Raw genomic sequence first — 21,789 nt, forward strand, 5'->3', positions numbered from 1 at the left:
GCTCGCGAACTCGTGTCAGCCCGCGAGCTCCGATCAGGTCGCGAGCCAGAACAGGATCAGGAGCAGCGTCACCAGGAACCCGGTGAGGAAGTTCAGAGCGAGGAAGCGCTTCCAGCCCGCGTTCGCCCGCTCGGCCTGCTCGTCGGACAGCGAGCGGTACGGCCAGACGCTCAGCGCGTAGGGGATCGCCAGCAGCGCGGCGAGGGTTCCCGGCCAGGGCAGCAGCAGCAGGAGCAGCCCGCTGGCGACGTACGCGCCGATCGCGAAGCGCACCGTCGCCTTCGCGCCGATCACCGTGGCGATCGAGCCGATGCCGCCGGCCCGGTCGGCGAGGATGTCCTGCACCGCACCGAAGGCGTGGCTGGCGATCCCCCAGAGGAAGAACGCGACCAGGAGGGCCCACAGACCCGGCGTCGCCGTCGTGCCCGCGAGCGCGAGGCCGTAGACCGCGGGGCTGACGAAGTGCGTCGCCGAGGTGAGCGAGTCGACGAAGGGTCGCTCCTTGAAGCGCAGTCCGGGCGCGCTGTAGGCGATGACGGCGAAGACGCTGATCGCCAGCACCAGCCAGGAGAGCGGCGAGCCGAGCAGCACGAGCGCGATCAGGAACGGGACGTTCGTCGCCACGGCCGCGATGAGCGTCGCGCGGTGCTCGCTGCGGTCGAGGACAGCGCCCTCGACGCCGCCCTTCCGGGGGTTCCGCAGATCGGACTCGTAGTCGAAGACGTCGTTGATCCCGTACATCGCGAGGTTGTAGGGGATCAGGAAGTAGAGGGTGCCGAGCACGAAGGCGAGGTCGAGCTCGCGGGTGGTCAGCAGGTAGGCCGCGGCGAACGGGTACGCCGTGTTGACCCAGCTCAGCGGGCGGCTCGAGACGAACAGCGCGCGCAGCCGCTTCACGGGGCGCTCCGGCGGCGGGCGGGCAGAAGGGTCCAGAGCGCCGGCAGGGCGAGCGCGGCGGCGATCGCGTAGGCGAAGTCCTCGATCGGCGCGACGCCGATGCGGATGCCGGAGATCAGGTCGTCGTCGTAGGCGACGAGGAGCCCGACGCCGATCATGATGTTGTCGAAGACGGCGGTCATCACGAGCAGCACCGCGAGGGTGCCGAGCAGCGCAAGCAGCCGGAGCCGGCCGCGGCGGAGCGCGACCACGAGCAGCACCGCGACCACCGCGAGGAACACCGCGTTCAGGAGCAGGTAGGTCACGCGCGCGCCTCCGCCCGCTTCGCGAGGAACCCGTGCACGTCCATCGACAGGTAGCAGAGCAGCGTGAGGAAGAGGACCTCCTCGATCGGCAGCTCCGGCGCGATCTGCAGCCCGGTCATGTACGGCGTCTCGCCGCGGAAGAAGACCCCGAGTCCGATCCCGGCGAGGTCCCAGAGCAGGAAGAACGCGACGCCGGCCGGGAGCACGATCGCGGCACGGCGGGCGTCCGCCCAGAAGAACAGGCCGAAGCGCCGGTCGAGCACGACCATCCCGGTGATCGAGACGACGAGCGCGAGCAGGTAGAGGACCCCCACGCGCTACTCCCCCGCGACCGCGACGACCGACTCGGGCACGGGCTCGGGCTCGGCCACGGGCTCGGGCTCGGGCTCGGGAGCCACGCTCGGAGCGACCGGCGCCGAGGGCGCCTCGCGCACCGGCAGCGGCTCGGTCGACACGTCGCCGCGCACGCGCTTGAGCATCACCTCGGCGCTGATCACGCACATCGGCAGGCCGATGCCCGGGATGGTCGAGCTGCCCGCGAAGAGCAGCCCGTCCACGTGCGCGCTGGCGTTGCCGGAGCGGAAGAACGCGCTCTGCGAGAGGATGTGCGCCGGTCCGAGCATCGAGCCGCGCCAGGCGCCGAGGTCGCTCTCGAAGTCGGCCGGTCCGATGGTGCGGCGCACCACGATCCGCTCGGCGAGATCCTCGGCACCGGTCCAGGTCGCGATCTGGCGGATCGCGGCGTCCGCGATCGCCTCGACCTGCGCGTCGCCGGCGCCGTCGACGCCACCGTGGCCGATCGAGGTGTCGGCCGGGATCGGCACGAGCACGAAGAGGTTCTCGTGGCCCTCGGGAGCGACGCCGGGGTCGGTCGCGCTCGGGCGGCAGACGTAGATCGACGCGGGGTCGGGGACGGAGGGGGTCTCGCCGAAGATCCGGCCGAAGTTCTCGCGCCAGTCGCTCGTGAACAGCAGCGTGTGGTGCTCGAGCTGCGGCAGCGCGCCGCGGACGCCGAGCAGCACCAGCACGGCGCTCGGGCCGGGCTCGCGGTTCTCCCAGTACTCCGGTGGGTAGCTGCGCAGCTCGTCGGGCAGCAGCGACTGCTCGGTGGTGAAGAGGTCCGAGGCGTTGACGACGAGCTCGGCCGGGAGCCGCTTCGTCCCCTCCGGCCCCTCGTACTCGACGCCGACGACCTCGGCGCCGCGCCGGCTGCCGCGCGGGGCGCGGGTCGTGAGGATGCGGGTCGCGGGCGAGGAGGTGCGGACGGTGACGCCCGCCTCCTCCGCCACCTCGGCGACCGCCGCGATCAGGCGGGTGAAGCCGCCCATCGGGTAGAGCACGCCGTCGGCCAGGTCGAGGTGGCTCATCAGGTGGTACATGCTCGGCGCCGCGAACGGCGAGGAGCCGAGGAAGACGGCCGGGTAGCCGAGGATCTGCCGCAGGCGGTTGTCGGTGACCGCGGTCGCCGCGAAGGTGTCCAGCGGGGTGAGCAGGAGGCGGCCGAGCCGCCCGGTGCGGCTGAGCACGTCGCGGCGCAGCAGGGGGAGGAAGGACGCGAAGCTGGTGTAGAGGAAGCGGCGCTTGGCGACCTCGTAGGTGTCGCGGGCCGACTCGAGGTAGACCCGCATCCGGGCGCCGGCGCCGGGCTCGATGCTCTCGAACAGGGCGAGGTTCGACTCGAGATCGGCGAGCACGTCGATCGGCTCCTCGATGCCCTGGCTGTACACCCGGTAGCCCGGGTCGAGGCGCTGGAGGTCGAGGCGCTCGGCGGCGCTCGTGCCCATCAGGCGGAAGAAGTGGTCGAACACCTCGGGCATCAGGTACCAGGAGGGGCCGGTGTCGAAGCGGAAGCCGTCGCGCTCCCAGGAGCCGGCGCGGCCGCCGACGACCTCGCGCTGCTCGAGCAGCGTGACGTCCCAGCCGTCGCGGGCGAGCAGGCCGGCGGAGGCGAGTCCGCCGATGCCGCCGCCGATCACGACGGCGCGGTGCGGGCCGCTCGCCGAGCGCGAGGCGCGGGCGGGGCCGGTGCCCAGGCGCGGGCCGATCGTCGAGACCGCGGCGCGGGCGGCGAGCGCCGCCTTCGTCGCGGTCGGGACACTGACCCGGGCACGGAGGAGCTCCTCGGCGGGGGTCGCGCGGATCCGGTCGGCGAGGGCGGCGAAGAGGGAGTGCGCGAGCAGCACGGCACGGCGGCTCGAGCGCGGCAGCTCCGGCACGATCGCGCCGGCGGCGGCGAGGTCGTCGTCGAGGTCAGCGAGCAGGACCGCCTTGTCGGTCTCCGAGAACGCCCGCGGGTCGACCCCGGGGAAGTAGCTGCGGCCGAGGCCGTCGACGTCGGCGGCCAGGTCGCGGAGGAAGTTGACCTTCTGGAACGCGGAGCCCAGGCGACGGGCACCGGCGACGAGGCGGTCGCGCGCGGCGGGCGAGACGAGCCCCGCGTCGGGTGCGGCGAGGAAGACGTGCAGGCACATCAGCCCGACGACCTCGGCGGAGCCGTAGACGTAGCTCTCGAACGACTCCGGGGTGTGCACCGTCTCGCGGAGGTCCGCGCGCATCGAGGCGAAGAACGGCGCGGTGAGCTCGGTGCCGAAGCCGGTCGCCCGCGCGGTGCGGGCGAAGGCGTGGATCACGAGGTTCGCGCTGTAGCCGCTGGCGAGGGCGCGCTCGGTCTCGGCCTCGAAGGCGTCGAGCGACTCCTCGACGGCGGCGCGGTCGAGGTGCGCCTCCTCGGCGACCCCGTCCACGATCTCGTCGGCCACGCGCACCAGCGCGTAGACGTCCTCGACGCGCTCGCGCACGCCGGCGCCGAGCAGGCGGGTCGCCAGGCCGAAGGAGGTGGAGTAGCGCCGGATCACCTGCGCGGACGCCTCATGGGCGACCCGGTCGTACAGTTCGCTCTGCCGGCTCATCGTGCCACCGTACGGCGCGCGCGGGCGTCGAGAAGCATCGGGCCCGAGATCCGCGCGTGGCGGGCGGCCGACGGCTGCGAGGCGGCCTGTCCGGCGGTCATCGGGTGCGCCCGAGGACGCTGGAGACGAGTGGCCGCATCTCGGTGCGGAACGCCTCCGTCACCGCGGGGGTGTGCAGCGCGTCCCAGGCCCGGTTCGCGAAGTCGCTCGCGAGCGCCTCCGCGTAGCCGCGCGAGCCGCACTCCTCGAGGATGCAGCGCACCCGCTCCGCCGTGTCCGGGTCGAGGTGCTCGTCGCCGATCAGCCCCTCGATCTCCGGCCAGCGGTCGGTGCCGGCCGCGTGCGCGATCAGCACCGTGCGCTTGCCCTCGCGGAGATCGCCGAGCGTGGTCTTGCCGGTCTGCCCCTCGGAGCCGAAGACGCCGAGCAGGTCGTCGACGATCTGGTAGGCGATGCCGATGCCGCGGCCGAACTCGCCGAGCGCCTCGACCGCCGCGTCGTCGGCGCCGGCCAGGATCGCGCCGGCCTGCAGCGGTGCCTCGAACGAGTAGACCGCGGTCTTCATCCGCTCCATCTCGAGCACCTCGTCGACGGAGGGCATGCCGGGCATCAGCGAGAAGTCGACGTCGGCCAGCTCGCCCGCGGCGGAGGCGAAGACGGCCTCGTCCAGCAGGGTGAGCAGGCGGGCGCGGACGCCGTCGGAGGCGCCGACGCCCTCGACCAGGCGGTGCGCGCCGGTGAGCGCGAGATCGCCCGCGATGACGGCGACGGAGGTGCCGCGGTGCTCGGCGATCGGGATCGAGAGGCCGGCGGTCGTCGCCTCGTCGCGGTAGCTGCCGGAGACGTTCGGGCCGCCGCGGCGGACGAAGTCGCGGTCGATCACGTCGTCGTGCACGATCAGCGCGGTGTGCAGCAGCTCGAAGGCCGCGCCCAGGTGGGCGGACGCCTCCGGGTCCTGGCCGCCGTGCGCCTCGTAGGCCGAGATCACCATCAGCGGGCGGAAGCGCTTGCCGCCGCGGGTGTTCGCCTCGATGGTCTGCCAGAGGGTCAGGTAGCGGGGTCCGAGCCGGGTCGCGCGCGAGCGCGCCAGCGAGAAGAACCGATCGAGGACAGCATCGACGTGCTCCTGCCGCCTTCGGGAGAGAACCACGGGGTCGCGCGTATCCACGGGGTCGAGGCTAACAAACTCGCTTCTCTAGCAATAAGCCGGCTGAGTTCCGCCGTCGTGCTTGACTTACGGTCATGACTTCGGAAGGAATCGCCGTGCGCACCGACGAGCTCGAGCAGCTGGATCTCCTCGAGGAGGTGGTCCTCCTGGACGAGTCCGGGGCCGCCGTCGGCGTGGCGGACAAGGCGACCGTGCACGACACGCAGACCCGCCTGCACCTCGCGTTCTCCTGCCACGTCTTCGCCCCCGACGGCGCGCTGCTGGTCACCCGGCGCGCGCTCGGCAAGCGCACCTGGCCCGGCGTGTGGACCAACTCGTTCTGCGGGCACCCCGCTCCCGGCGAGCGGATCGAGGACGCGGTGGTGCGCCGCGCGGAGCGCGAGCTCGGTGCCCGCCTCGAGACGCTCGAGGTCGCGCTGCCGGACTTCCGCTACCGCGCGGTCGACGCCTCCGGGATCGTCGAGAACGAGATCTGCCCCGTCTACACCGCGACCGTGTCGAGCCGCGATGCCCTGAACCCGCGCGCCGACGAGGTCATGGACGTCGAGTGGGTCGACCCCGAGGCGACGCTCGCCGCCGCCCGAGCGACCCCCTGGGCCTTCTCCCCCTGGCTCGTGCTGCAGCTCCCCCGCCTGCTCGGCTGACCGCTCCCCGCCCGCGAGATGCCACTTGTGCACGCCTTTCACGGCGTGTCGTGTGCACAAGTGGCATCTCGCGGAGGGGGTCAGTCGTTGTAGACGTCGGTTCGGTGGAAATTCAGGGACGAGCGGGAGGCGGTCGGGCCGCGCTGGCTCTGGTAGCGCGAGAGGTAGGCCGCCGAGCCGTAGGGCTGCTCGGCGGGCGAGCTCAGGCGGAAGAAGCACATCTGGCCGATCTTCATCCCCGGCCAGAGCATGATCGGCAGCGTCGCGACGTTGCTCAGCTCGAGCGTGACGTGCCCGGTGAAGCCCGGGTCGATGAAGCCCGCCGTCGAGTGCGTGAGCAGCCCCAGCCGCCCCAGCGAGCTCTTGCCCTCGAGCCGCGCGGCGATGTCGTCGGGGAGCGCGACCTCCTCGTAGGTCGAGCCGAGCACGAACTCGCCGGGGTGCAGGATGAACGCCTCGCCCGCCGGAGTCTCGACCAGGCGCGTCAGCTCGGGCTGGTCCTCGGCCGGGTCGATGTAGGGGTAGCGGTGGTTGTCGAACAGCCGGAAGAAGCGGTCGAGCCGCACGTCCACCGACGAGGGCTGGATCATCGCCGGGTCGTGCGGCGAGAGCCCGACGCGGCCGGAGGAGAGTTCGAGCTTGATGTCGCGATCGGAGAGCAGCACGAGGCGAGCTTAGGGCGCGGGGCTTGCTAGCATGGCGTGATGCGCCTGAGCGGCGCCGCGCGAGTGTAGTTCAATGGTAGAACTTCTGCTTCCCAAGCAGATAGCGCGGGTTCGATTCCCGTCACTCGCTCCGACTCCCCTCCCCCGCCGGCTCCGTCTCGGCGAACAGCGCGAGGATCTCCGCCGCGATGATCGCGTGGCCGCGCCCGTTCGGGTGGTTCGCCTGCGACATCAGCCCGGCCAGGGGCTCGCCGCGCTCGTGCAGACCGAGGAAGACGCGGAACGGGTCCGCGAGCAGCACACCGTCCCGCTCGGCGAGTCCGCGGATCTGCTCGGCGTGCCGCACGAGCTCGTCGGCGGGGTCGGTCGGATCGGCGGTCAGGTCCGGCGAGGGCGTGATCAGCACGGGGACGGCGCCGGCCCCGAGCACGGAGGCGATCATCGACTCCCACGCGCGGCCGGCCCGGCCGAGCCCGATCACCCGGTCGTTCAGTGCGTAGTCGAGGACCACGACGTCGGGGCGGTGGCCGAGCACCTCGCCCATCCGGCGCGCGCCCGACTCCGAGTGCTCCCCGCCGACGGCGGTGACGATCGCGTTGAGGACGGCGTGCGGGTGGCGCTCGGCGAGCCTGCCGGCGACGACGTGCGGGTAGGAGGCGCGCCGGTCGATCAGGGGCGTCGCGAAGTAGCCCGCGGGAACGCTGTGGCCGTGGAAGACGACGTTCACCGCCCGGTTCTCCGGCCAGATCCGCTCCAGCGCGGCGATCACCGCGGCGAGGCCGGCCACGCCCGACGGCCTAGCGGGTCGCGGGCGGCGCGGTGCTCGCCCGGACGATCAGCGAGGTCGGCACGAGCTCGAGGACGGGGTCGTCGCTGACGCCGTTCGCGAGCTGGTCGAGCAGCAGCTCGACGCACTTCGCCCCGACCGCCCGGTAGTCCTGCCGGACGGTCGTCAGCGGCGGGGAGAAGTCCTGCGCCTCCGGAATGTCGTTGAAGCCCACCACGCTGACGTCGTCGGGGATCCGCAGGCCGTGCTCCGCGAAGGCGCGGTAGACCCCGAGCGCCGCCTCGTCACTGGAGACCAGCACGGCCGTGCAGTCGCCCGCCTCGGCCAGGGCCGCGCCCTGGAGATAGCCGCCGTCCGAGCGCCAGTTGCTGTAGCGGGTCGGCGGCACGGGCGCGCCCGCCGCGAGGAGCGCCTCCCGCCACGCCGTCTCCCGGCGCTCGGCGGCGAAGGAGCCGCGGGGGCCCGCGATGTGGTGCACCGTGCGGTGCCCGAGCCCGAGCAGGTGCTCGACCGCGGCCCGGACGCCGCCCGCCTGGTCGGCGTCGACCACGGGCCCCTGGGCGCCGGCGGCCGCATTGACGAGCACGCGGGGGATCTCGGGGAGGACCAGCTCCGCCGTGTCCCGCAGATAGGTCTCCACGACCACGATCAGGCCGTCCACCGCCAGCTCGCCGAAGCGCGTGAAGGCGCCGTTGAGCCCGGTCTGGCTCGGTGCCGAGACCGGCACCAGCGTGATCGCGTAGCCCGCCTCCGCCGCTGCAGTGGCGATCGAGTCCACGGTCCGCATCATCCCGAGGGTGTCCAGGCTGAAGACCGCGACACCGAGGGTGCGGAACGAGCCGCTCTTCAGGGCGCGCGCGGCGCTGTTCGGCCGGTAGCCGAGGGTGCGCATCGCCTCCAGGACGGCCTGCCGCGTCGCGGGGACGACGTTCGTCTGCCCGTTCGCGACTCGCGAGGCCGTGACGGGCGCGACGCCCGCGAGGCGTGCCACGTCAGCCAGTGAGGGGCGGCGCGGAACGTCGGTCATCTCCCCATAGTGGCTCCTCTTGAGCCTCAGCTCGTCCAGGAGCTCGTCGAGGAAGTCCGGCGGGGGGATCGCCTCGAGCGCGTCGTCTGCGGACATGAAAGGCATGGTAAGGCAACCATCTCGGCCCCGCGTCTCGTAGGATCGGCGACGGCCTCCCCCTTCCGGGACGGCACCACGATCGAGCGAAGGACGACGATGTCTCTCCGGCACCACTCCCGCCCGGCGGCGGCACTCGCCGTCGCCGCCCTCGCAGCCGCGCTCACGGGCTGCGCCGACCGCACGGAGGCGGAGGACGACTCCCTGCTCGTGTGGAGCTGGGACGAGGAGCTGCCGGAAGTCGCGGAGCTCTACGAGGAGGAGCACCCGGGGGTCGAGATCGACGTGGTCGACGTGGGCACGGGCGACGAGCAGTACACCGCCCTGCAGAACGTGATCGCCGCCGGATCGGGACGTCCCGACATCGCCTTCCTCGACTCGACCGCGCTCCCCCAGTTCGCCCTCTCCGGCGCCCTCGCCGACCTCGGGCCGCTCGGCGCCGACGAGCTCTCCGAGGAGTTCGCGCCGGGGCCGTGGGCGGCGTCCCAGGTGGACGGCACCGTCTACGGACTGCCGTGGGCCTCCGGGCCGATGGTGCTGTTCTACAACCGCGCCGTCTTCGAGCGGCTCGGCGTGGCGGTGCCCGGCACCTGGGAGGAGTACGTCGGCGCCGCGGAGCAGCTGCACGCGGCGGACCCGGAGGTCTACATCCTCAACGACGTCGGCAATCCCGGACTCGCCACCAGCCTCATCCAGCAGGCCGGCGGCCGGCCCTTCTCCGTGGACGGCACCGCCGTCGCCATCGATCTCGCCGACCCCGGCACCGCGCGATACGCCGAGAACTGGCAGCGCCTGCTCGACGGCGGGCTGCTCGCCCCGGTCGCCGACTGGAGCGACGAGTGGCGGAAGATGCTCGCGGCGGGCCGGATCGCGACGCTCCCGGCCGGCAGCTGGATGGCCTCCGCCCTGACCCAGAGCGCCCCCGACGCCGCCGGCGACTGGCGCGTGGCGCAGCTGCCGCAGTGGGAGCCGGGCGGCAGCGTGGCCGCCGAGCACGGCGGCGGCGGCTTCTCGGTGCTCGAGAGCAGCGGGAGCAAGGAGCTCGCCGTCGACTTCCTGACCTTCGCCACCGCGGGCGACGGCGTGGACGTCATCCGGGACTCCGGGCTCTGGCCCGCCTACCGGGCCGCGACCGCGTCGCCCGCGTTCCTCGACCGGCCGAGCGAGTACTTCGGCGGGCAGGCCGTCAACCGGGAGTACGCGACCGCGTCGGAGAACGCCCCCGACGACGTCCGCTTCCTCCCCTACCAGGTCTACGCGGCCGCGGTGTTCAACGACTCCGTCGGCACGGCCTACACCGGCGAGACGACCCTCCAGGCGGGGCTGCTCGACTGGCAGGCCGAGCTGGAGGAGTACGGCGCCGAGCAGGGTTTCACCGTCGAGCGGTGAGTCCGGACCGCGACACGCCGACGGGATCGGCGCCGACAGGCCGATCGGGCCGTCCCGCGGTGCAGGGTGGAGGGATGAGCGAGCTCGTCCAGATCCCGTCTCCGGGCATCGCCCTCGAGTACGGGCACCCCGGCCGCCCCGTCGTGGTGATCATGCACGACGTGTTCGGCCGGCTGCCCTGGCTGGAGCCGTTCGCCGAGGCCGTCTCGAAGCACGGCTACCACGTGCTCGTCCCCGACCTCTACGACGGCTGGGCCACGCTCGCCGCCGAGGACGCGCGGGACCTCGCCGCGATGGCCGCGCAGGACCGCGCCCTCGCCTCGGTCGCCGACGCGGTGCGCACCGGATCGGCCGCCGGCGCTGCCCGCTCCGCCCTCATCGGCTTCGGCTTCGGCGGGCGGCTGGCGCTGCTCGTCGCCGCCACCGGTCTCGTCGACGCCGTGGTCGCCTACTACGCGACCCTCGGCCGGGAGGAGCACGCGCTGGTGCCCTGCCCGACGCTGCTGCACTACGCGCAGAGCGACGAGTGGCCCGAGGGCGACGACCCGGAGTCGTTCGTCGGCCGGCTGAAGGAGGCGGGCACGCCCGTCACCGCGCACACCTACCCGGACACCGGGCGGCACTTCGCGAACGCCACCCTGCGGGAGTCGGTCAGCCCGGCCGCCGCCGCGCTCGCCTACGCGCGGACGCTGTCGTTCCTCAACCCGCAGCTGATCGACTGCTGACGGCCCCGCGACGAGCCCGGCCCGGGGTGCTCAGCCCTGGACGTCGTGCAGGTGGTGCTGGACGTCGTGCAGGTAGTACTTCGCGATCGTCTCGACCGTGAAGGACGCGCCGTCGCTGCGGCGACCCGGTCGCTGCCACTGCCGGCCGTCGACCCCCTCGAAGACGTCGCTGATGCGGGCCGCCTCCTCGACGAGCTCGCGGCCGACTGCCGCGGGGTCCTGCTGGTCGTAGCGCTCCTCGACCGCCGCCACGTCCTGATCCCAGTTGGGGAAGAGCGGGTCGTCGCCCTCGAGCATCAGCCCGAGGCGCAGCCGGTAGATGCGGTGCACGTCGCGGACGTGCGCGGCGTACTCCAGCGGCGACCAGGTCTCGTCGTCGGGGCGGCCCGCGGCGTCCTCGCGCTCGAGGACGTACGGCCAGGCGGCGGCGTTCTGGCGGATCAGCGCGGGGACGGCGTCGGACTCCACGAGGGAGGCGTCGAAGCCGCACTCGAGGCAGGGGCGCTCGAGCACCCAGGTCCAGTCCTTGGTATCGGGAGTGATGGGCATGGACCCAGGGTAGGACGGCTCAGCAGCGCGGCTGCGCGCCCTGCACCGCGCCGCGCTCGCCGTCGGCCGTCCAGGGCAGCTGCGGCAGCCCGGCGGCGCCGGTCGCCGCCCCCTGCTCGACCGCGATCGCCGCGAGGGCGCGCGCGGTCGTGGCGGCGAAGCCCTCGCCGGCGGTCGAGCTGTTGAAGGCGACCGCGACCGTCAGCCCCGACTCCGGGTCGGAGTAGGCGGCGGTGAGGAAGCCCGGCGCGATGCCGGAGAAGCCGCGGAGCGGGCCGGCCTCGTGGCCGCCGAGACCGGCGAGCAGCCACTCCGCGCGCCCCTGCCCCTGCGGGACGGGATCGGCCCACATCGCGTCGCCCGCGGGCTCGGTCGCGAGTCCCTGCGCGAGGCGGCGCAGATCGTCGAGATCGGTGACGGCGCCGCCGGCCGCGCCGAGCGAGGAGGGCGACGCCGCGGAGAGGTCGCGGCGGACCTCGCACTGGACGGCGCCGGAGCGCGGATCGAGGGCGGCGGAGAAGCCGAGCATCGCCGGGGCGGGCAGCTCGAGCTCCGAGTCGCCGGGAAGGCTGGTGCTGCTCAGGCCGTAGCGGGGCACGACGTACTCGTCGTAGAGCGACTGCATGCTGCGACCGGTGGCCTGCGTCGCCACCACGCCCGCGAGGAGCGGGCCGGTGGAGGACTCGGACCAGGCGGCGCCCGGCTCGGCGATCGGCGCGCTGACCTGCGCGGCCGAGATCAGCTCGAGGGTGGGCCACTCGCGGGCGGGGTTCTGCACGACGGTCGGCCAGAGGACGGAGCGGAAATCGGCGAGGCCGGAGGTGTGCGAGCAGAGCTGGCGGAGGGTCATCCCCTCGATGCCGGGGAGGGAGGTGAGCGCGTCGCCGACGTCCGCGTCGAGGTCGAGGGTGCCCTTCTCGGCGAGCGCGACGACGACGTCGCAGGTCATCGCCTCGGTGCCGCCGGTGCCGAGCCGCACGTGCGCGTCGGTGGTCACCGGGGTGTTCGCCTCGTCGCCGATCGTGCCGATCGCCGTCTCCCAGCCGCCGGCCCAGGGCGACCAGACCCCCGCGACCACGCCGGAAGCCCCGGCGACGCTCTGCGCCTCGACGAGGAAGCCGGAGAGGGCGATGGCCAGGTCGTCGGGCACGGGCCCGGGCAGCGCATCGGGGACGACGGAGTCGGCACCGCCGGTGCAGCCGGTGAGGGCGAGGACCAGGGCGGGCACGACGAGAGCTCCGACCCGGGTCGGCCTGCGGCCACCGATCATGCCGTTCGACTCCCCCCGAAGACGCGTGCTGGAACTCCTCCACTGTACGGGCGCGGTCTCGCGCAGCACGGGGCGGGGGCCGTGCGCGGGGGCTTTCGTGTCCCGACCGTGACCCGCGACCACGCGGATCCGGATCCGGCCACCCCTTTTCCAAACCGTCTGAGCGGCTGCTACGAAGAAGGGACAAGCGACGCGGAGGCGTTGCCCGGAAGGAGAAGAGGAATCATGCGCACATCACCGAACCGGCTGCTCGCCACGCTCTTCGGCGCGGTCTACGTGGTCGTCGGACTGCTCGGCTTCGTCGTCACCGGCGGCGTCCAGTTCCTCGCGACGGAGGGCGGACTGCTTCTCGGGATCTTCGAGGTCAATCCGCTGCACAACATCGCGCACCTGCTCATCGGCGGCGCACTGCTGATCGCCGGCCTCTCCACCACCTCGGCGGCCAAGACGGTCAACACGACCGTCGGCGCGGTGTACCTGCTGCTCGGAGTCGTCGGCTTCTTCCTGGTCAACACCGCCCTCAACGTTCTCGCGCTGAACACCGCCGATCACTTCCTGCACCTCGCCAGCGCGCTCGTCCTCCTCGGAGTCGGGCTCACCGCCGACAAGGGCGCCCGGGCGCGCACCGCGACCGCCTGACCCGGAGCGGATCCGTCCGCTTCCCCTAGACTCCGTCCGCCGTGGGCCCGCCGTTTTCCGCGGCGGACGGACCGAACGGCCCCGGACGACACGATGCGGTGTGTCGATCCGGGGCCTCTTCCTCTTGCACCTCCACCACGATCGGAGACCGCGATGAGCACCGTCGCCCGCGGAAACGCCGCCTTCGCCGGGATCGGCGCCGGTCTCGTGCACCTCTCCCTCGCCGCCGGGCAGCTCGACGCGGGGACCCTCCCGCTCGCCGCCCTCGGCGTCGCCGAGCTGGTCTGGGGTGTCGTCGTCCTCGCCCGCGGCCGGATCGTCCTCCCGCGGACCGCGCTCGCCGTCACCGGCGTCACCGTCGCCGGCTTCGTCCTCGCGATCGCCGCCGGTCTGCTGCGCGATCCTCTGCCGGCTCTCGCGGCGGGCGCCCTGCAGCTCGTGGCCGCGGCCGTCGTCGCCGCCACCCTCCGCTCGCAGCGCACGGTGGAGCGGCCCGTCTCGGCCCCGCGCGCGGTCCTCGGCCTCTTCGCGGGCGCGCTCCTCGTCTCCGCCCTCGCGACGCCGGCGCTGTCCGCCTCCTCCGAGGGCTCGCACGACATGGGCGGGATGATGACGACGGTCACCGACAGCGGGCACTCGCACTGAGACCTGCCCTGGCGACCGCGGTGCCTTCGAGCTAAGGTAAGGGCAACCTAAGACGCCGAAGGAGGCCGCCGTGCCGAACGTCTCGAACGTCACCTCGTTCTCGCAGGCCCTCCGCACGCGCCTGGCTGAGTCCGGCGCGGACGACGAGGTCTCGGCCTTCATGACCGCGCTGATGACCGGGTCCGGCAGCCGGGACGACTACGTCGCGATGATCGCGCAGCACTACTTCGTCTACGAGGCGCTCGAGGCCGTGGCGGAGGCGATGGCGGGCGACCCGGTGGCCGCACCCTTCATCTCGCCCAAGCTCACCCGCCTGCCGGCGATCGCGGAGGACCTGCGCTTCCTGGTCGGCGAGGACTGGCGCTCGCGCATCGCCCCGCTCCCCTCGACGGCGGCCTACGTCGAGCGGATCCGCACCGTCGCGAGCGGCTGGAGCGGCGGCTTCGTCGCCCACCACTACACCCGCTACCTCGGCGACCTGTCCGGCTGCTCGATCGTCCGCACGCTGCTCCAGCGGCGCTTCGGCTTCGAGACCAACGGCGTCGGCTTCTACCTCTACGGCGAGATCGCGACGCCGTCCGCCTTCCGCGCGGTCTACCGCGAGCAGCTCGACGCCGCCGGCTGGGACGAGGACGAGCGCGAGCGCGTCATCGGCGAGGTGGCGGAGGCGTACCGGCTGACCACCGCGGTGTTCCGCGACCTGGCCGGCTCGCGCGCCGCGGCCTGACGTGCCGCTCGGGCGCTCAGGCGCTCAGGAGGACGCGGACTCCGGCTCCGCGACGGCCGCGGGCTCGGCCCGGCGCTCGGACATGAAGCGCAGCACGTCCTTGTCGACGATGATGTCGCTCGGCCGGAGCGGCCGGGTGAGGTAGAGCCCCTCGAGGCTCGTGATGCGGCTGAGCGCGACGTAGGTCTGACCGGGGGCGAACGCTCGCGAGCCGAGGTCGACCACGGCGGAGTCGTAGGTCTTGCCCTGCGACTTGTGGATCGTGACCGCCCAGGCCAGGCGCAGCGGGAACTGCGCGAACTCGGCGACGATCTCGCGGGTCAGCTTCTTGGTCGCGGCGGAGTAGGAGTAGCGGTAGCGCTCCCAGGTCGCGGGCTCGACCTCGTGCACCTCGCCGTCCACCTCGACCCAGACCGTGCCGGCGACCTTGGTCACGCGGCCGATCGTGCCGTTCACCCAGCGCTGCTCGGCGTCGTTGCGCAGGAACATCACGTGCGCCCCGATCTTCAGCTCGAGGTTCTGATCGGCCGGGTAGGCGCGGCCGCCGAAATCACCGCTGATCTCGGCCGAGGCGGTCTTGACCGGGCCCTTGAGCCGCGCGAGGGCGGTCTGGTTGATCCGGTTGACGGTGTCGTTGCGGGTCGCGAGGGTGATCGCGTCGTTCTCGGGCGGCGTGCGCGCGCCGGCGGCGTTGAGGACGTCCGCGATCTCCTTGGTCACCATGCCGAAGCGCACGGCGTTGAGCATCCACTTGAAGCGCTCGTCGCTCTGGCGGTGGATCCTCCCGAGCTCGATGATCCGCAGGGGCGCCTCCTGCCAGACCAGCGCGTCGAAGAACCAGAGCGAGCGGTAGCGGTCGGCGAAGTAGGCGCGCTCCTCCGGATCGCCCGGGACGGGCGCGAGCTGGAACGGGTCGCCGAAGAGGACGACCTGGACGCCGCCGAACGGCTCGGACCGGCGCTGCCGCGCCTGGCGGAGGCTGCGGTCGATGCCGTCGAGGAGATCGGCGTTGACCATCGAGATCTCGTCGATGACGAGGGTGTCGATGGTGTTCAGCAGCTTGCGCAGCTCGGGCGGCTGATCGAGGTCGGAGTCGGCGATGACCCCGATCGGGAGCCGGAAGAGCGAGTGGATCGTCTGCCCGCCGACGTTCAGCGCGGCGACACCGGTCGGCGCGCAGATGACGATCTGCTTGTCGGTGTTCCAGCTCAGGTGGTTGAGCAGGGTCGACTTGCCGGTGCCGGCGCGGCCCGTCACGAACAGGTGCTCGCGGGTGTTCTCGATGAGGTCGAACACCCGCTGCTGCTCGTCGGAGAGGGTCGGCTGGGTCACCGCTCCACTGTACCCAGCCGACCCCCGCACCCCGGCGCCGCGGTCAGACGTCGCGGACGCGGGTCGCCGTCAGCGCCGGGACCCAGACGGCGAGGAGCCACCCGGCGCTGGCGAGCAGCGCGGACGTCGTGCTGATCTGCTCCACGCCCGAGCCCTCGCTCGGGACGCTGGACAGCGCCAGCCCGAGGTTCGAGAGCAGATAGGGGCTGACGTCGATGATCCACTGGGCCTGCAGCAGACCGCCCGCGATGCTCGCGAGCAGCGGCAGCACGAAGAGCACGCCGACCGAGAGGCCGATGGCGGCCGCCGTGCTGCGCAGCAGCGCCGCCACGGCGACCGAGAACGCCCCGATGACCGCCAGGAAGAGGCCGCCGCCGAGCAGACTGCCGAGCACGCCGTCGTCGAGCAGCGACGTGGGCGTGCCCTTCGCCGCGAGCATCCCGCCGATGACGGCGAACGAGCCGACGCAGGTGAGCACGCCCACCACGAAGGACGCGACCGCCACGACGACCCCGCGGGCGAGGAGGGACGGGACCCGGCGCGGCACGGCGGTGTAGGTCGAGCGGATCATCCCGGTCGAGTACTCGCCGCCGAGCGACAGCGCCCCGAGGACGGCGATCACCAGGCCGACGAACTGCAGGTGCAGGGTCGCGCCGCCCGCGACGAACGCGGAGACGGAGCCCTCCTTCGGCGGCTCGACGACGGCACCGAGGGCCAGGGCCAGAGCGAGCGCGAGGAGCACCGAGACGACGATCGACCACCAGGTGGAGCGGACGGTGACGAGCTTGAGCAGCTCGGAGAGGACGACCCCGTCGAGGCGGAGCCTCACCCCGCTCGGGGCGTCGCGGGCGGGGCTCGGGGCGGTCGCGGTCATCGGGTGACTCCTTCGAGGGGCTGGGATCCGTGGGGACGGACGGCGGTGTACTCGACGGCGTCGGCCGTCATCGCGACGTAGGCCTCCTCGAGCGAGCGGGTCAGCGCGGTGAGCGCGTGCAGCACCGCTCCGGCCTCGTGGGCGAGCGCGCCGATCACCGGCGCCTCGAGCCCCTCGATCTCGAGCCCGCCGCCCGTGACGGCGACCGCGGCGCCGCGGGCGGCGAGGAGCGCGGCGAGCCGCACCGAGTCCGGGCTCTCGACGCGCACGCGCGGCCGCGCCTCGGCGAGGAAGTCGTCCAGCGGGGCGTCGGCGAGGATCCGGCCCCGGCCGAGGACGATGATGTGGTCGGCGGTCTGCGCCATCTCGCTCATCAGGTGCGAGGAGAGCAGCACGCAGCAGCCCTCCGCCGCCTTCGCGCGGACGAAGTCGCGGACCCAGCGGACGCCCTCCGGGTCGAGGCCGTTCACCGGCTCGTCGAGCAGGAGGGTCCGCGGGTCGCCGAGCAGCGCGGTCGCGATGCCCACCCGCTGGCCCATGCCGAGCGAGAAGCCGCCGACGCGCTTGCGCGCGACGCTGCCGAGGCCGACGACCTCGATGACCTCCTCCACCCGGGAGCGCGGGATGCGGTGCGTCGCGGCGATCACGCGCAGGTGGTCGCGGAGGGTCCGGCCGCGGTGCGTCGCCTTCGCGTCGAGCAGGGCGCCGACCTCGGCGAGCGGCGCGGCGTGCTCGCGATAGGGCCGGCCGTTGACCAGCACCGAGCCGGCGGAGGGCCGGTCGAGACCGACGATCATCCGCATCGTCGTCGACTTGCCGGCGCCGTTGGGCCCGAGGAACCCGGTCACCCTCCCCGGCGCCACGGTGAAGTCGATCCCGTCGACCGCGGTCTTCGCTCCGTACCTCTTGGTCAGGCCTCGTGCCTCGATCATGCGCTCCCCTTCTCGCAGCGCTGCGCCTCGAGCCCGCGGGACGCGGGCGAGGTCGGACAGCAGCGGCCAGCCTAGGAAGCGCCCGCGGAGCCCGCTCGGGGCTGTCGCGGGACGTCCGTCGACAGGGGACGACTCGACCGGGGACGACTCGATCGGGGACGGTCCGGATCGTGCAGGGCCCGGCTCAGCCGCGCTTCTGCAGGGCGGCCAGGCGGTCGTTGTACGCGGTGAGCTCGGCCTCGCCGGTGCGGTCGGCCTGGCGGTCGAGCCGCTTGGAGTCGCGCGCGTCCGAGCGGCTCCACATCACCGCGACGATGATCGCGAGGGCGAGCGTGGGGATCTCGCCGATGCTCCAGGCGATGCCGCCGGCCGCCTGCTGGTCGTCGAGGGCGTTCGTGCCCCAGCCCATCGCGCCGTACCAGTCGGCGAGCAGGAGGCCCTCCCCCGTCATCAGCGCCAGGCCGAAGAAGGCGTGGAACGCCATCGTGCCCAGCAGCAGCAGCAGGCGCATCGGGTAGGGCACGCGGTGCACGCTCGGGTCGACGCCGATCAGGACGCTCACGAAGAGGTAGCCGGTGATCAGGAAGTGGACGATCATCCACTCGTGGCCGATGTGGTCGGTCGTCGCCCAGCGGAAGAGCGGCGAGTAGTAGAAGCCCCAGAGCGAGCCGACGAACAGCAGCGCCGCGACGATCGGGTGCGAGATCGCGGTGGCGAAGCGGGAGTGCACGGCGAGCAGGACCCACTCGCGGCCGCCGCGGGAGCCGTCAGTGCGCCGGGCCGCGGCGCGCGCGATCAGCGTGACCGGCGCGGCCGGGACCAGCAGCACCGGGACGGCCATGGTCAGGACCATGTGCGCGAGCATGTGCGCGCTGAACAGGTACTTCTCGTAGGCGTTGACGCCGCCGTTGGTGATGTACGCCAGCAGCAGCATGCCCGCGATCCAGAGCACGGTGCGGTGCACGGGCCAGCGGTCGCCGCGGCGGTGCAGGCGCACGACGCCGGCGACGTAGAACGCGATGCCGAAGCCGCAGACCAGCAGCCAGACCAGGTCGACGTTCCAGAGGGTGAGGAAGTTCAGGGCGGACGGCGCCGGCGGCAGCGGCTCGCCGGTGAGCAGCTCCGCGGGGGTCGGGTTCGTCAGCTCGGTGGCGGCGACCTGGTCCACCGGCGTCGCGGTGCGGGCGAGGGCGGCGGCGACGCCGGAGGCGATGCCCATGAAGGCGATCTCCGCGGCGACGAGCCACCAGAAGCTGCGGCCGCCCGCTCCGCCGGCGCTGCGCATCCGCGCGATCAGGAAGCGGCGCTGGACGAGGCCGAAGACGCCGAGCGCGGTCAGCGCCGCGACCTTCACGAGCACCAGCACGCCGTAGCCGGTGAGCAGGTTGCCGAGCGTCGCGAGCCGCAGCTCGGCGCTGATGTAGCCCGAGGCGGCGACCACGATGAAGCTCACGAGCGCGAGGCTCGAGTAGCGCCCGATCACGGGCAGCAGGCGCGCGCCGCCGAGCAGCGGTCGCAGCACGATGATCGTGACCAGCCCGCCCAGCCAGATCGCGGCGAAGACCAGGTGCAGGCCGAGGGCGGTGACGGCGGCGTCGTGGCCGCTCGCTCCGGCCGCGTGGCCCTGCTGCGCCATCGGCAGCAGCGTCAGGAGCGCGATCGCCGTCACGAAGACGAGGGCGGTCTGGTTGCGCACGGCGAAGCAGAGCACGGTGACGACGGCGGCGAGGAGGGTGGTGATCAGCCAGGCCTGGCCGACCGGGATGCTGCCGATGAAGTAGCTGAGCTTCGTGCCGAAGTCGCGGTCGAGGCTCAGCGGCGTCTGGGTGACGTTGAGGAAGGTGAAGAAGCCGGTCAGCGCGGAGGCGGCGGCGAAGAACGCGGCGCTCGCGGCGGCGACGTCGAGCGCGATCGTGTACTCGGTGCGCGGCTCCGCCTCGGCGGGGGCGCCGGTGCGCTTCGCGATCGCGCGAGGGCTCAGCGCGAACAGCGTCAGGACGAGCGAGCCGATCATGCCGGCGGCGCCGAGGTTGACCGCGAGCTTGGCGGCCGGGAGGCCGAAGCGGACGACGGGCCCCGGGTCGTTCAGGAGCGGTGCGGCCGAACCGCCGCCGAACGCGAGCGCCGCCAGGAGCGCGACGAGGGCGGCGACCACGAGCAGGAGCGCCGGGCCCGCGATCCGGACGGTTCGATTCACCCGGCAAGCCTACGTTCTCGCGGCTGAGGGGCGGCAGGACGACGAAGACCCCGGCGGAGGGCCGGGGTCTTCGAGTGGAACTGCTGCGCCGTGAGGGCGCGGACCGCGACTACTTGGCGGCGGCCTTGAGCTTGGTGCCGGCCGAGACCTTGACCGAGTGGCCGGCGGCGATCTGGATGGTCTCGCCGGTCTGCGGGTTGCGGCCGGTGCGCGCGGCGCGGGACGTGCGCTCGACGGCGATCCAGCCGGGGATGGTGACCTTCACGTCGTTGGAGACGGAGTCGGCGAGGGTCGAGAAGAGCGAGTCGAGGACGCCGTTGACGGCGGCCTGGCTCTGGCCGGAGTCGGCGGCGATCTTCGCGACGAGCTCGGTGCGGTTGAGCGACTTGTCAGCCATTGGAGTGTCCTCCCAGGACGTTCGCGCTGTTGAGAACAGCTGGTGGTTGTGTGTCGTCCAACGGCCGGGGACGGACCCCGTCGACCGGTCGGACCGTCCGTAACCTACCAGCCCGATCCCGGATCGGCGGCGATTCGCGCGACGGAATCCCCGGAAACACGCCGATCGGCAGCCCGCGGAGCTGTCGGGAGCGGCTGGGAGGCGATGTCAGGGGCCGTCGCTACACTCGCCGACGGCGCGCACCCGAGCCCGCCGGGAGAGGCGGCCGCGGTGGCGGAGACGACGACGGACGGCTGGATCTCGACGGCGATCTGGTGGCAGATCCACCCGCTGGCGTTCCTCGGGGCCGAGGCGACCTCGGCCGACGGGCCGCAGCCCGGGGAGGAGCCGCAGCACCGCCTGCGCCGGATCCTGCCCTGGCTCGACGACCTGCTCGCGCTGGGCTGCAACGGCCTGCTGCTCGGGCCGGTGTTCGCCTCGATGACGCACGGCTACGACACCGTCGACCACTTCCGGGTCGATCCGCGCCTGGGCGACGAGCGCGACCTGGACGAGCTGATCGCGGCCTGCCGCGAGCGCGGGATCCGCCTGGTCTTCGACGGCGTCTTCAACCACGTCGGCCGCGAGCACCCGTGGTGGCGCGAGGCCGTCGCGGCGGGCGAGGGCTCCCCAGCCGCCGCGCGCTTCCGGCGGACCGGTGCGGCGCACGACATCGACGGCCTGCCGGTCGACGTCTTCGAGGGGCACGAGGCGCTCGTCGAGCTCGACACCGCGAACCCCGAGGTCGCCGCGCACGTCTCCGCGGTGCTGAGCCACTGGCTCGAGCGCGGGATCGACGGCTGGCGGCTCGACGCCGCCTACGCGGTGGACCCCTCCTCCTGGCGCGCCGCGATCGACCCGGTGCGCGAGCGCTTCCCCGAGGCGTGGTTCGTCGGCGAGGTCATCCACGGCGACTACGCCGGCTACGTGCGGGAGTCGGGTCTGGACTCCGTCACGCAGTACGAGCTCTGGAAGTCGGTGCGCAGCTCGATCGAGGAGGGCAACCTCTTCGAGCTGGACTGGACGCTGCAGCGGCACGCGGAGTTCCTCGAGACGTTCGTGCCACTGACCTTCGTCGGCAATCACGACGTGACCCGGCTCGCCAGCGCGATCAGCGACCCGCGCCACCACGGGCACGCCGTCGCGATCCTCGGCTTCGTCGGCGGCGTGCCGAGCATCTACTCGGGCGACGAGCGCGGGCTCGAGGGCGTCAAGGAGGAGCGCGCGGGCGGCGACGACGCGATCCGGCCGGAGTTCCCGGCGGACCCGGCCGAGTGGCCGCGGAACGACGCCTACCGCGTGCACCAGGAGGTCATCGCCTTCCGCCGCCGCCACCCGTGGCTGGTCGCCTCGCGGACCGGGAGCGTCGATCTGTCGAACACCGCCGTGCTGCTGGTGGCCGAGGGGCCGGCCGGCGAGAGCGCCCGGCTCGCGCTCAACCTCGGCGACGAGGCGACGAGCGTCGGCGGCGTGCGGGTCGAGGCGCACTCCTGGCTGCTGCTCGACTGAGCCGCGATCGACACGCCGTGATCTACGCTCGGGGCAGCGGCGGGAGTGCACGGCCCCCATCCGGGAC

At 73.0% G+C, this 21,789-nt stretch carries 21 protein-coding genes, 1 tRNA gene and 1 pseudogene; 8 read left to right on the top strand and 15 right to left on the bottom strand.

Going from position 1 to position 21,789, the window contains the following annotated elements:
- Nucleotides 1-33: 33 nt before the first annotated feature.
- From EDF43_RS00835 to EDF43_RS00855, 5 genes are all read right to left on the bottom strand, one after another.
- The gene (locus EDF43_RS00835) at nucleotides 34-897 is read right to left on the bottom strand and encodes a prenyltransferase (RefSeq protein WP_132434844.1); all 864 of its coding nucleotides are present in this window, start codon (nucleotides 895-897) and stop codon (nucleotides 34-36) included.
- The gene (locus tag EDF43_RS00840) at nucleotides 894-1,202 is read right to left on the bottom strand and encodes a lycopene cyclase domain-containing protein (protein ID WP_132434846.1); all 309 of its coding nucleotides are present in this window, start codon (nucleotides 1,200-1,202) and stop codon (nucleotides 894-896) included. The genes EDF43_RS00835 and EDF43_RS00840 overlap by 4 nt, the downstream gene beginning before the upstream one ends.
- Entirely contained in the window at nucleotides 1,199-1,516 is a 318-nt protein-coding gene (locus EDF43_RS00845) for a lycopene cyclase domain-containing protein (protein ID WP_132434848.1), read from the bottom strand. Before EDF43_RS00845 ends, EDF43_RS00840 begins: the two co-directional genes overlap by 4 nt.
- Nucleotides 1,517-1,519: 3 nt before the next feature.
- Entirely contained in the window at nucleotides 1,520-4,111 is a 2,592-nt protein-coding gene (gene crtI / locus EDF43_RS00850; RefSeq protein ID WP_132434850.1) for a phytoene desaturase family protein, read from the bottom strand.
- A 97-nt stretch (nucleotides 4,112-4,208) separates the two neighbouring features.
- Nucleotides 4,209-5,261: a polyprenyl synthetase family protein gene (locus EDF43_RS00855; protein WP_123734883.1), complete on the bottom strand. Its 1,053-nt coding sequence runs from the start codon at nucleotides 5,259-5,261 to the stop codon at nucleotides 4,209-4,211.
- A 92-nt stretch (nucleotides 5,262-5,353) separates the two neighbouring features.
- Here EDF43_RS00855 and idi point away from each other — a divergent pair, with 92 nt between their 5' ends.
- Nucleotides 5,354-5,923, top strand: coding sequence for an isopentenyl-diphosphate Delta-isomerase (gene idi, locus EDF43_RS00860; RefSeq protein WP_132434852.1), 570 nt, complete (start codon nucleotides 5,354-5,356; stop codon nucleotides 5,921-5,923).
- A gap of 80 nt (nucleotides 5,924-6,003) precedes the next feature.
- Here idi and dcd read toward each other — a convergent pair whose 3' ends face one another.
- Nucleotides 6,004-6,588 carry a dCTP deaminase gene (dcd, locus tag EDF43_RS00865; RefSeq protein ID WP_132434854.1) on the bottom strand — a complete coding sequence of 195 codons (585 nt, stop codon included), beginning with the start codon at nucleotides 6,586-6,588 and terminating at the stop codon, nucleotides 6,004-6,006.
- 59 nt (nucleotides 6,589-6,647) lie between these two features.
- Here dcd and EDF43_RS00870 point away from each other — a divergent pair.
- Nucleotides 6,648-6,718: transfer RNA gene (locus EDF43_RS00870), tRNA-Gly, on the top strand.
- On the opposite strand, the gene EDF43_RS00875 is transcribed toward EDF43_RS00870, so the two are convergent.
- Both EDF43_RS00875 and EDF43_RS00880 read right to left on the bottom strand, forming a co-directional pair.
- Nucleotides 6,710-7,375, bottom strand: coding sequence for an SGNH/GDSL hydrolase family protein (locus tag EDF43_RS00875; RefSeq protein WP_132434856.1), 666 nt, complete (start codon nucleotides 7,373-7,375; stop codon nucleotides 6,710-6,712). The two genes, EDF43_RS00870 and EDF43_RS00875, sit on opposite strands and share 9 nt — an antisense overlap.
- A gap of 10 nt (nucleotides 7,376-7,385) precedes the next feature.
- Nucleotides 7,386-8,498, bottom strand: a complete 1,113-nt coding sequence (locus tag EDF43_RS00880) for a LacI family DNA-binding transcriptional regulator (RefSeq protein ID WP_243646198.1) — start codon at nucleotides 8,496-8,498, stop codon at nucleotides 7,386-7,388.
- A gap of 99 nt (nucleotides 8,499-8,597) precedes the next feature.
- Here EDF43_RS00880 and EDF43_RS00885 point away from each other — a divergent pair, with 99 nt between their 5' ends.
- Both EDF43_RS00885 and EDF43_RS00890 read left to right on the top strand, forming a co-directional pair.
- The gene (locus EDF43_RS00885) at nucleotides 8,598-9,887 is read left to right on the top strand and encodes a sugar ABC transporter substrate-binding protein (RefSeq protein WP_132434858.1); all 1,290 of its coding nucleotides are present in this window, start codon (nucleotides 8,598-8,600) and stop codon (nucleotides 9,885-9,887) included.
- 74 nt (nucleotides 9,888-9,961) lie between these two features.
- A complete protein-coding gene (locus tag EDF43_RS00890; RefSeq protein WP_132434860.1) occupies nucleotides 9,962-10,612 on the top strand; it encodes a dienelactone hydrolase family protein in 651 nt (216 codons plus the stop codon).
- A 30-nt stretch (nucleotides 10,613-10,642) separates the two neighbouring features.
- Here the strand turns inward: EDF43_RS00890 and EDF43_RS00895 are convergent, their stop codons facing one another.
- A complete protein-coding gene (locus EDF43_RS00895) occupies nucleotides 10,643-11,161 on the bottom strand; it encodes a DinB family protein (RefSeq protein ID WP_132434862.1) in 519 nt (172 codons plus the stop codon).
- 19 nt (nucleotides 11,162-11,180) lie between these two features.
- The gene (locus EDF43_RS00900; RefSeq protein WP_165908968.1) at nucleotides 11,181-12,389 is read right to left on the bottom strand and encodes a serine hydrolase domain-containing protein; all 1,209 of its coding nucleotides are present in this window, start codon (nucleotides 12,387-12,389) and stop codon (nucleotides 11,181-11,183) included.
- Nucleotides 12,390-12,656: 267 nt separating this feature from the next.
- Between EDF43_RS00900 and EDF43_RS00905 the strand changes: the two genes are divergently transcribed.
- From EDF43_RS00905 to EDF43_RS00915, 3 genes are all read left to right on the top strand, one after another.
- Nucleotides 12,657-13,070 (top strand): DUF4383 domain-containing protein, encoded by a 414-nt coding sequence (locus EDF43_RS00905; protein ID WP_123734875.1) that lies wholly within the window; start codon nucleotides 12,657-12,659, stop codon nucleotides 13,068-13,070.
- A gap of 153 nt (nucleotides 13,071-13,223) precedes the next feature.
- Nucleotides 13,224-13,715 (top strand): hypothetical protein, encoded by a 492-nt coding sequence (locus tag EDF43_RS00910; protein WP_132434867.1) that lies wholly within the window; start codon nucleotides 13,224-13,226, stop codon nucleotides 13,713-13,715.
- A 70-nt stretch (nucleotides 13,716-13,785) separates the two neighbouring features.
- Entirely contained in the window at nucleotides 13,786-14,442 is a 657-nt protein-coding gene (locus EDF43_RS00915; protein WP_132434869.1) for a biliverdin-producing heme oxygenase, read from the top strand.
- Nucleotides 14,443-14,466: 24 nt separating this feature from the next.
- Here the strand turns inward: EDF43_RS00915 and EDF43_RS00920 are convergent, their stop codons facing one another.
- The 5 genes and pseudogenes from EDF43_RS00920 to EDF43_RS00940 all read right to left on the bottom strand — a co-directional run bounded on the left by EDF43_RS00920 (nucleotide 14,467) and on the right by EDF43_RS00940 (nucleotide 20,174).
- Entirely contained in the window at nucleotides 14,467-15,774 is a 1,308-nt protein-coding gene (locus EDF43_RS00920; RefSeq protein ID WP_123444845.1) for a DEAD/DEAH box helicase, read from the bottom strand.
- 43 nt (nucleotides 15,775-15,817) lie between these two features.
- A complete protein-coding gene (locus EDF43_RS00925) occupies nucleotides 15,818-16,648 on the bottom strand; it encodes an ABC transporter permease (RefSeq protein ID WP_132434871.1) in 831 nt (276 codons plus the stop codon).
- On the bottom strand, nucleotides 16,645-17,580 hold the full coding sequence (locus EDF43_RS00930; protein WP_132434873.1) for an ATP-binding cassette domain-containing protein: 936 nt from the start codon (nucleotides 17,578-17,580) through the stop codon (nucleotides 16,645-16,647). Before EDF43_RS00930 ends, EDF43_RS00925 begins: the two co-directional genes overlap by 4 nt.
- 196 nt (nucleotides 17,581-17,776) lie before the next feature.
- Nucleotides 17,777-19,777 (bottom strand): annotated as a pseudogene (locus EDF43_RS00935) (cytochrome c oxidase assembly protein); the annotation flags it as partial.
- Nucleotides 19,778-19,886: 109 nt separating this feature from the next.
- A complete protein-coding gene (locus tag EDF43_RS00940) occupies nucleotides 19,887-20,174 on the bottom strand; it encodes an HU family DNA-binding protein (protein WP_055786347.1) in 288 nt (95 codons plus the stop codon).
- Nucleotides 20,175-20,444: 270 nt separating this feature from the next.
- Here EDF43_RS00940 and EDF43_RS00945 point away from each other — a divergent pair, with 270 nt between their 5' ends.
- A complete protein-coding gene (locus EDF43_RS00945) occupies nucleotides 20,445-21,722 on the top strand; it encodes an alpha-amylase family glycosyl hydrolase (RefSeq protein ID WP_243646199.1) in 1,278 nt (425 codons plus the stop codon).
- Nucleotides 21,723-21,789: the final 67 nt, after the last annotated feature.

Origin of the sequence: Rathayibacter sp. PhB179, assembly GCF_004345345.1 — a bacterium.
Lineage (GTDB): Bacteria > Actinomycetota > Actinomycetes > Actinomycetales > Microbacteriaceae > Rathayibacter > Rathayibacter festucae.

Excerpts from the sequence above, each read along its gene's own strand:
- EDF43_RS00910 (WP_132434867.1), top strand. The coding sequence starts at position 13,224 with ATGAGCACCGTCGCCCGCGGAAACGCCGCCTTCGCCGGGATCGGCGCC.
- EDF43_RS00890 (WP_132434860.1), top strand. The coding sequence starts at position 9,962 with ATGAGCGAGCTCGTCCAGATCCCGTCTCCGGGCATCGCCCTCGAGTAC.
- EDF43_RS00885 (WP_132434858.1), top strand. The coding sequence starts at position 8,598 with ATGTCTCTCCGGCACCACTCCCGCCCGGCGGCGGCACTCGCCGTCGCC.
- crtI (WP_132434850.1), bottom strand. The coding sequence starts at position 4,111 with ATGAGCCGGCAGAGCGAACTGTACGACCGGGTCGCCCATGAGGCGTCC.
- EDF43_RS00880 (WP_243646198.1), bottom strand. The coding sequence starts at position 8,498 with ATGTCCGCAGACGACGCGCTCGAGGCGATCCCCCCGCCGGACTTCCTC.
- EDF43_RS00940 (WP_055786347.1), bottom strand. The coding sequence starts at position 20,174 with ATGGCTGACAAGTCGCTCAACCGCACCGAGCTCGTCGCGAAGATCGCC.
- EDF43_RS00925 (WP_132434871.1), bottom strand. The coding sequence starts at position 16,648 with ATGACCGCGACCGCCCCGAGCCCCGCCCGCGACGCCCCGAGCGGGGTG.
- EDF43_RS00905 (WP_123734875.1), top strand. The coding sequence starts at position 12,657 with ATGCGCACATCACCGAACCGGCTGCTCGCCACGCTCTTCGGCGCGGTC.
- EDF43_RS00895 (WP_132434862.1), bottom strand. The coding sequence starts at position 11,161 with ATGCCCATCACTCCCGATACCAAGGACTGGACCTGGGTGCTCGAGCGC.
- EDF43_RS00930 (WP_132434873.1), bottom strand. The coding sequence starts at position 17,580 with ATGATCGAGGCACGAGGCCTGACCAAGAGGTACGGAGCGAAGACCGCG.
- idi (WP_132434852.1), top strand. The coding sequence starts at position 5,354 with ATGACTTCGGAAGGAATCGCCGTGCGCACCGACGAGCTCGAGCAGCTG.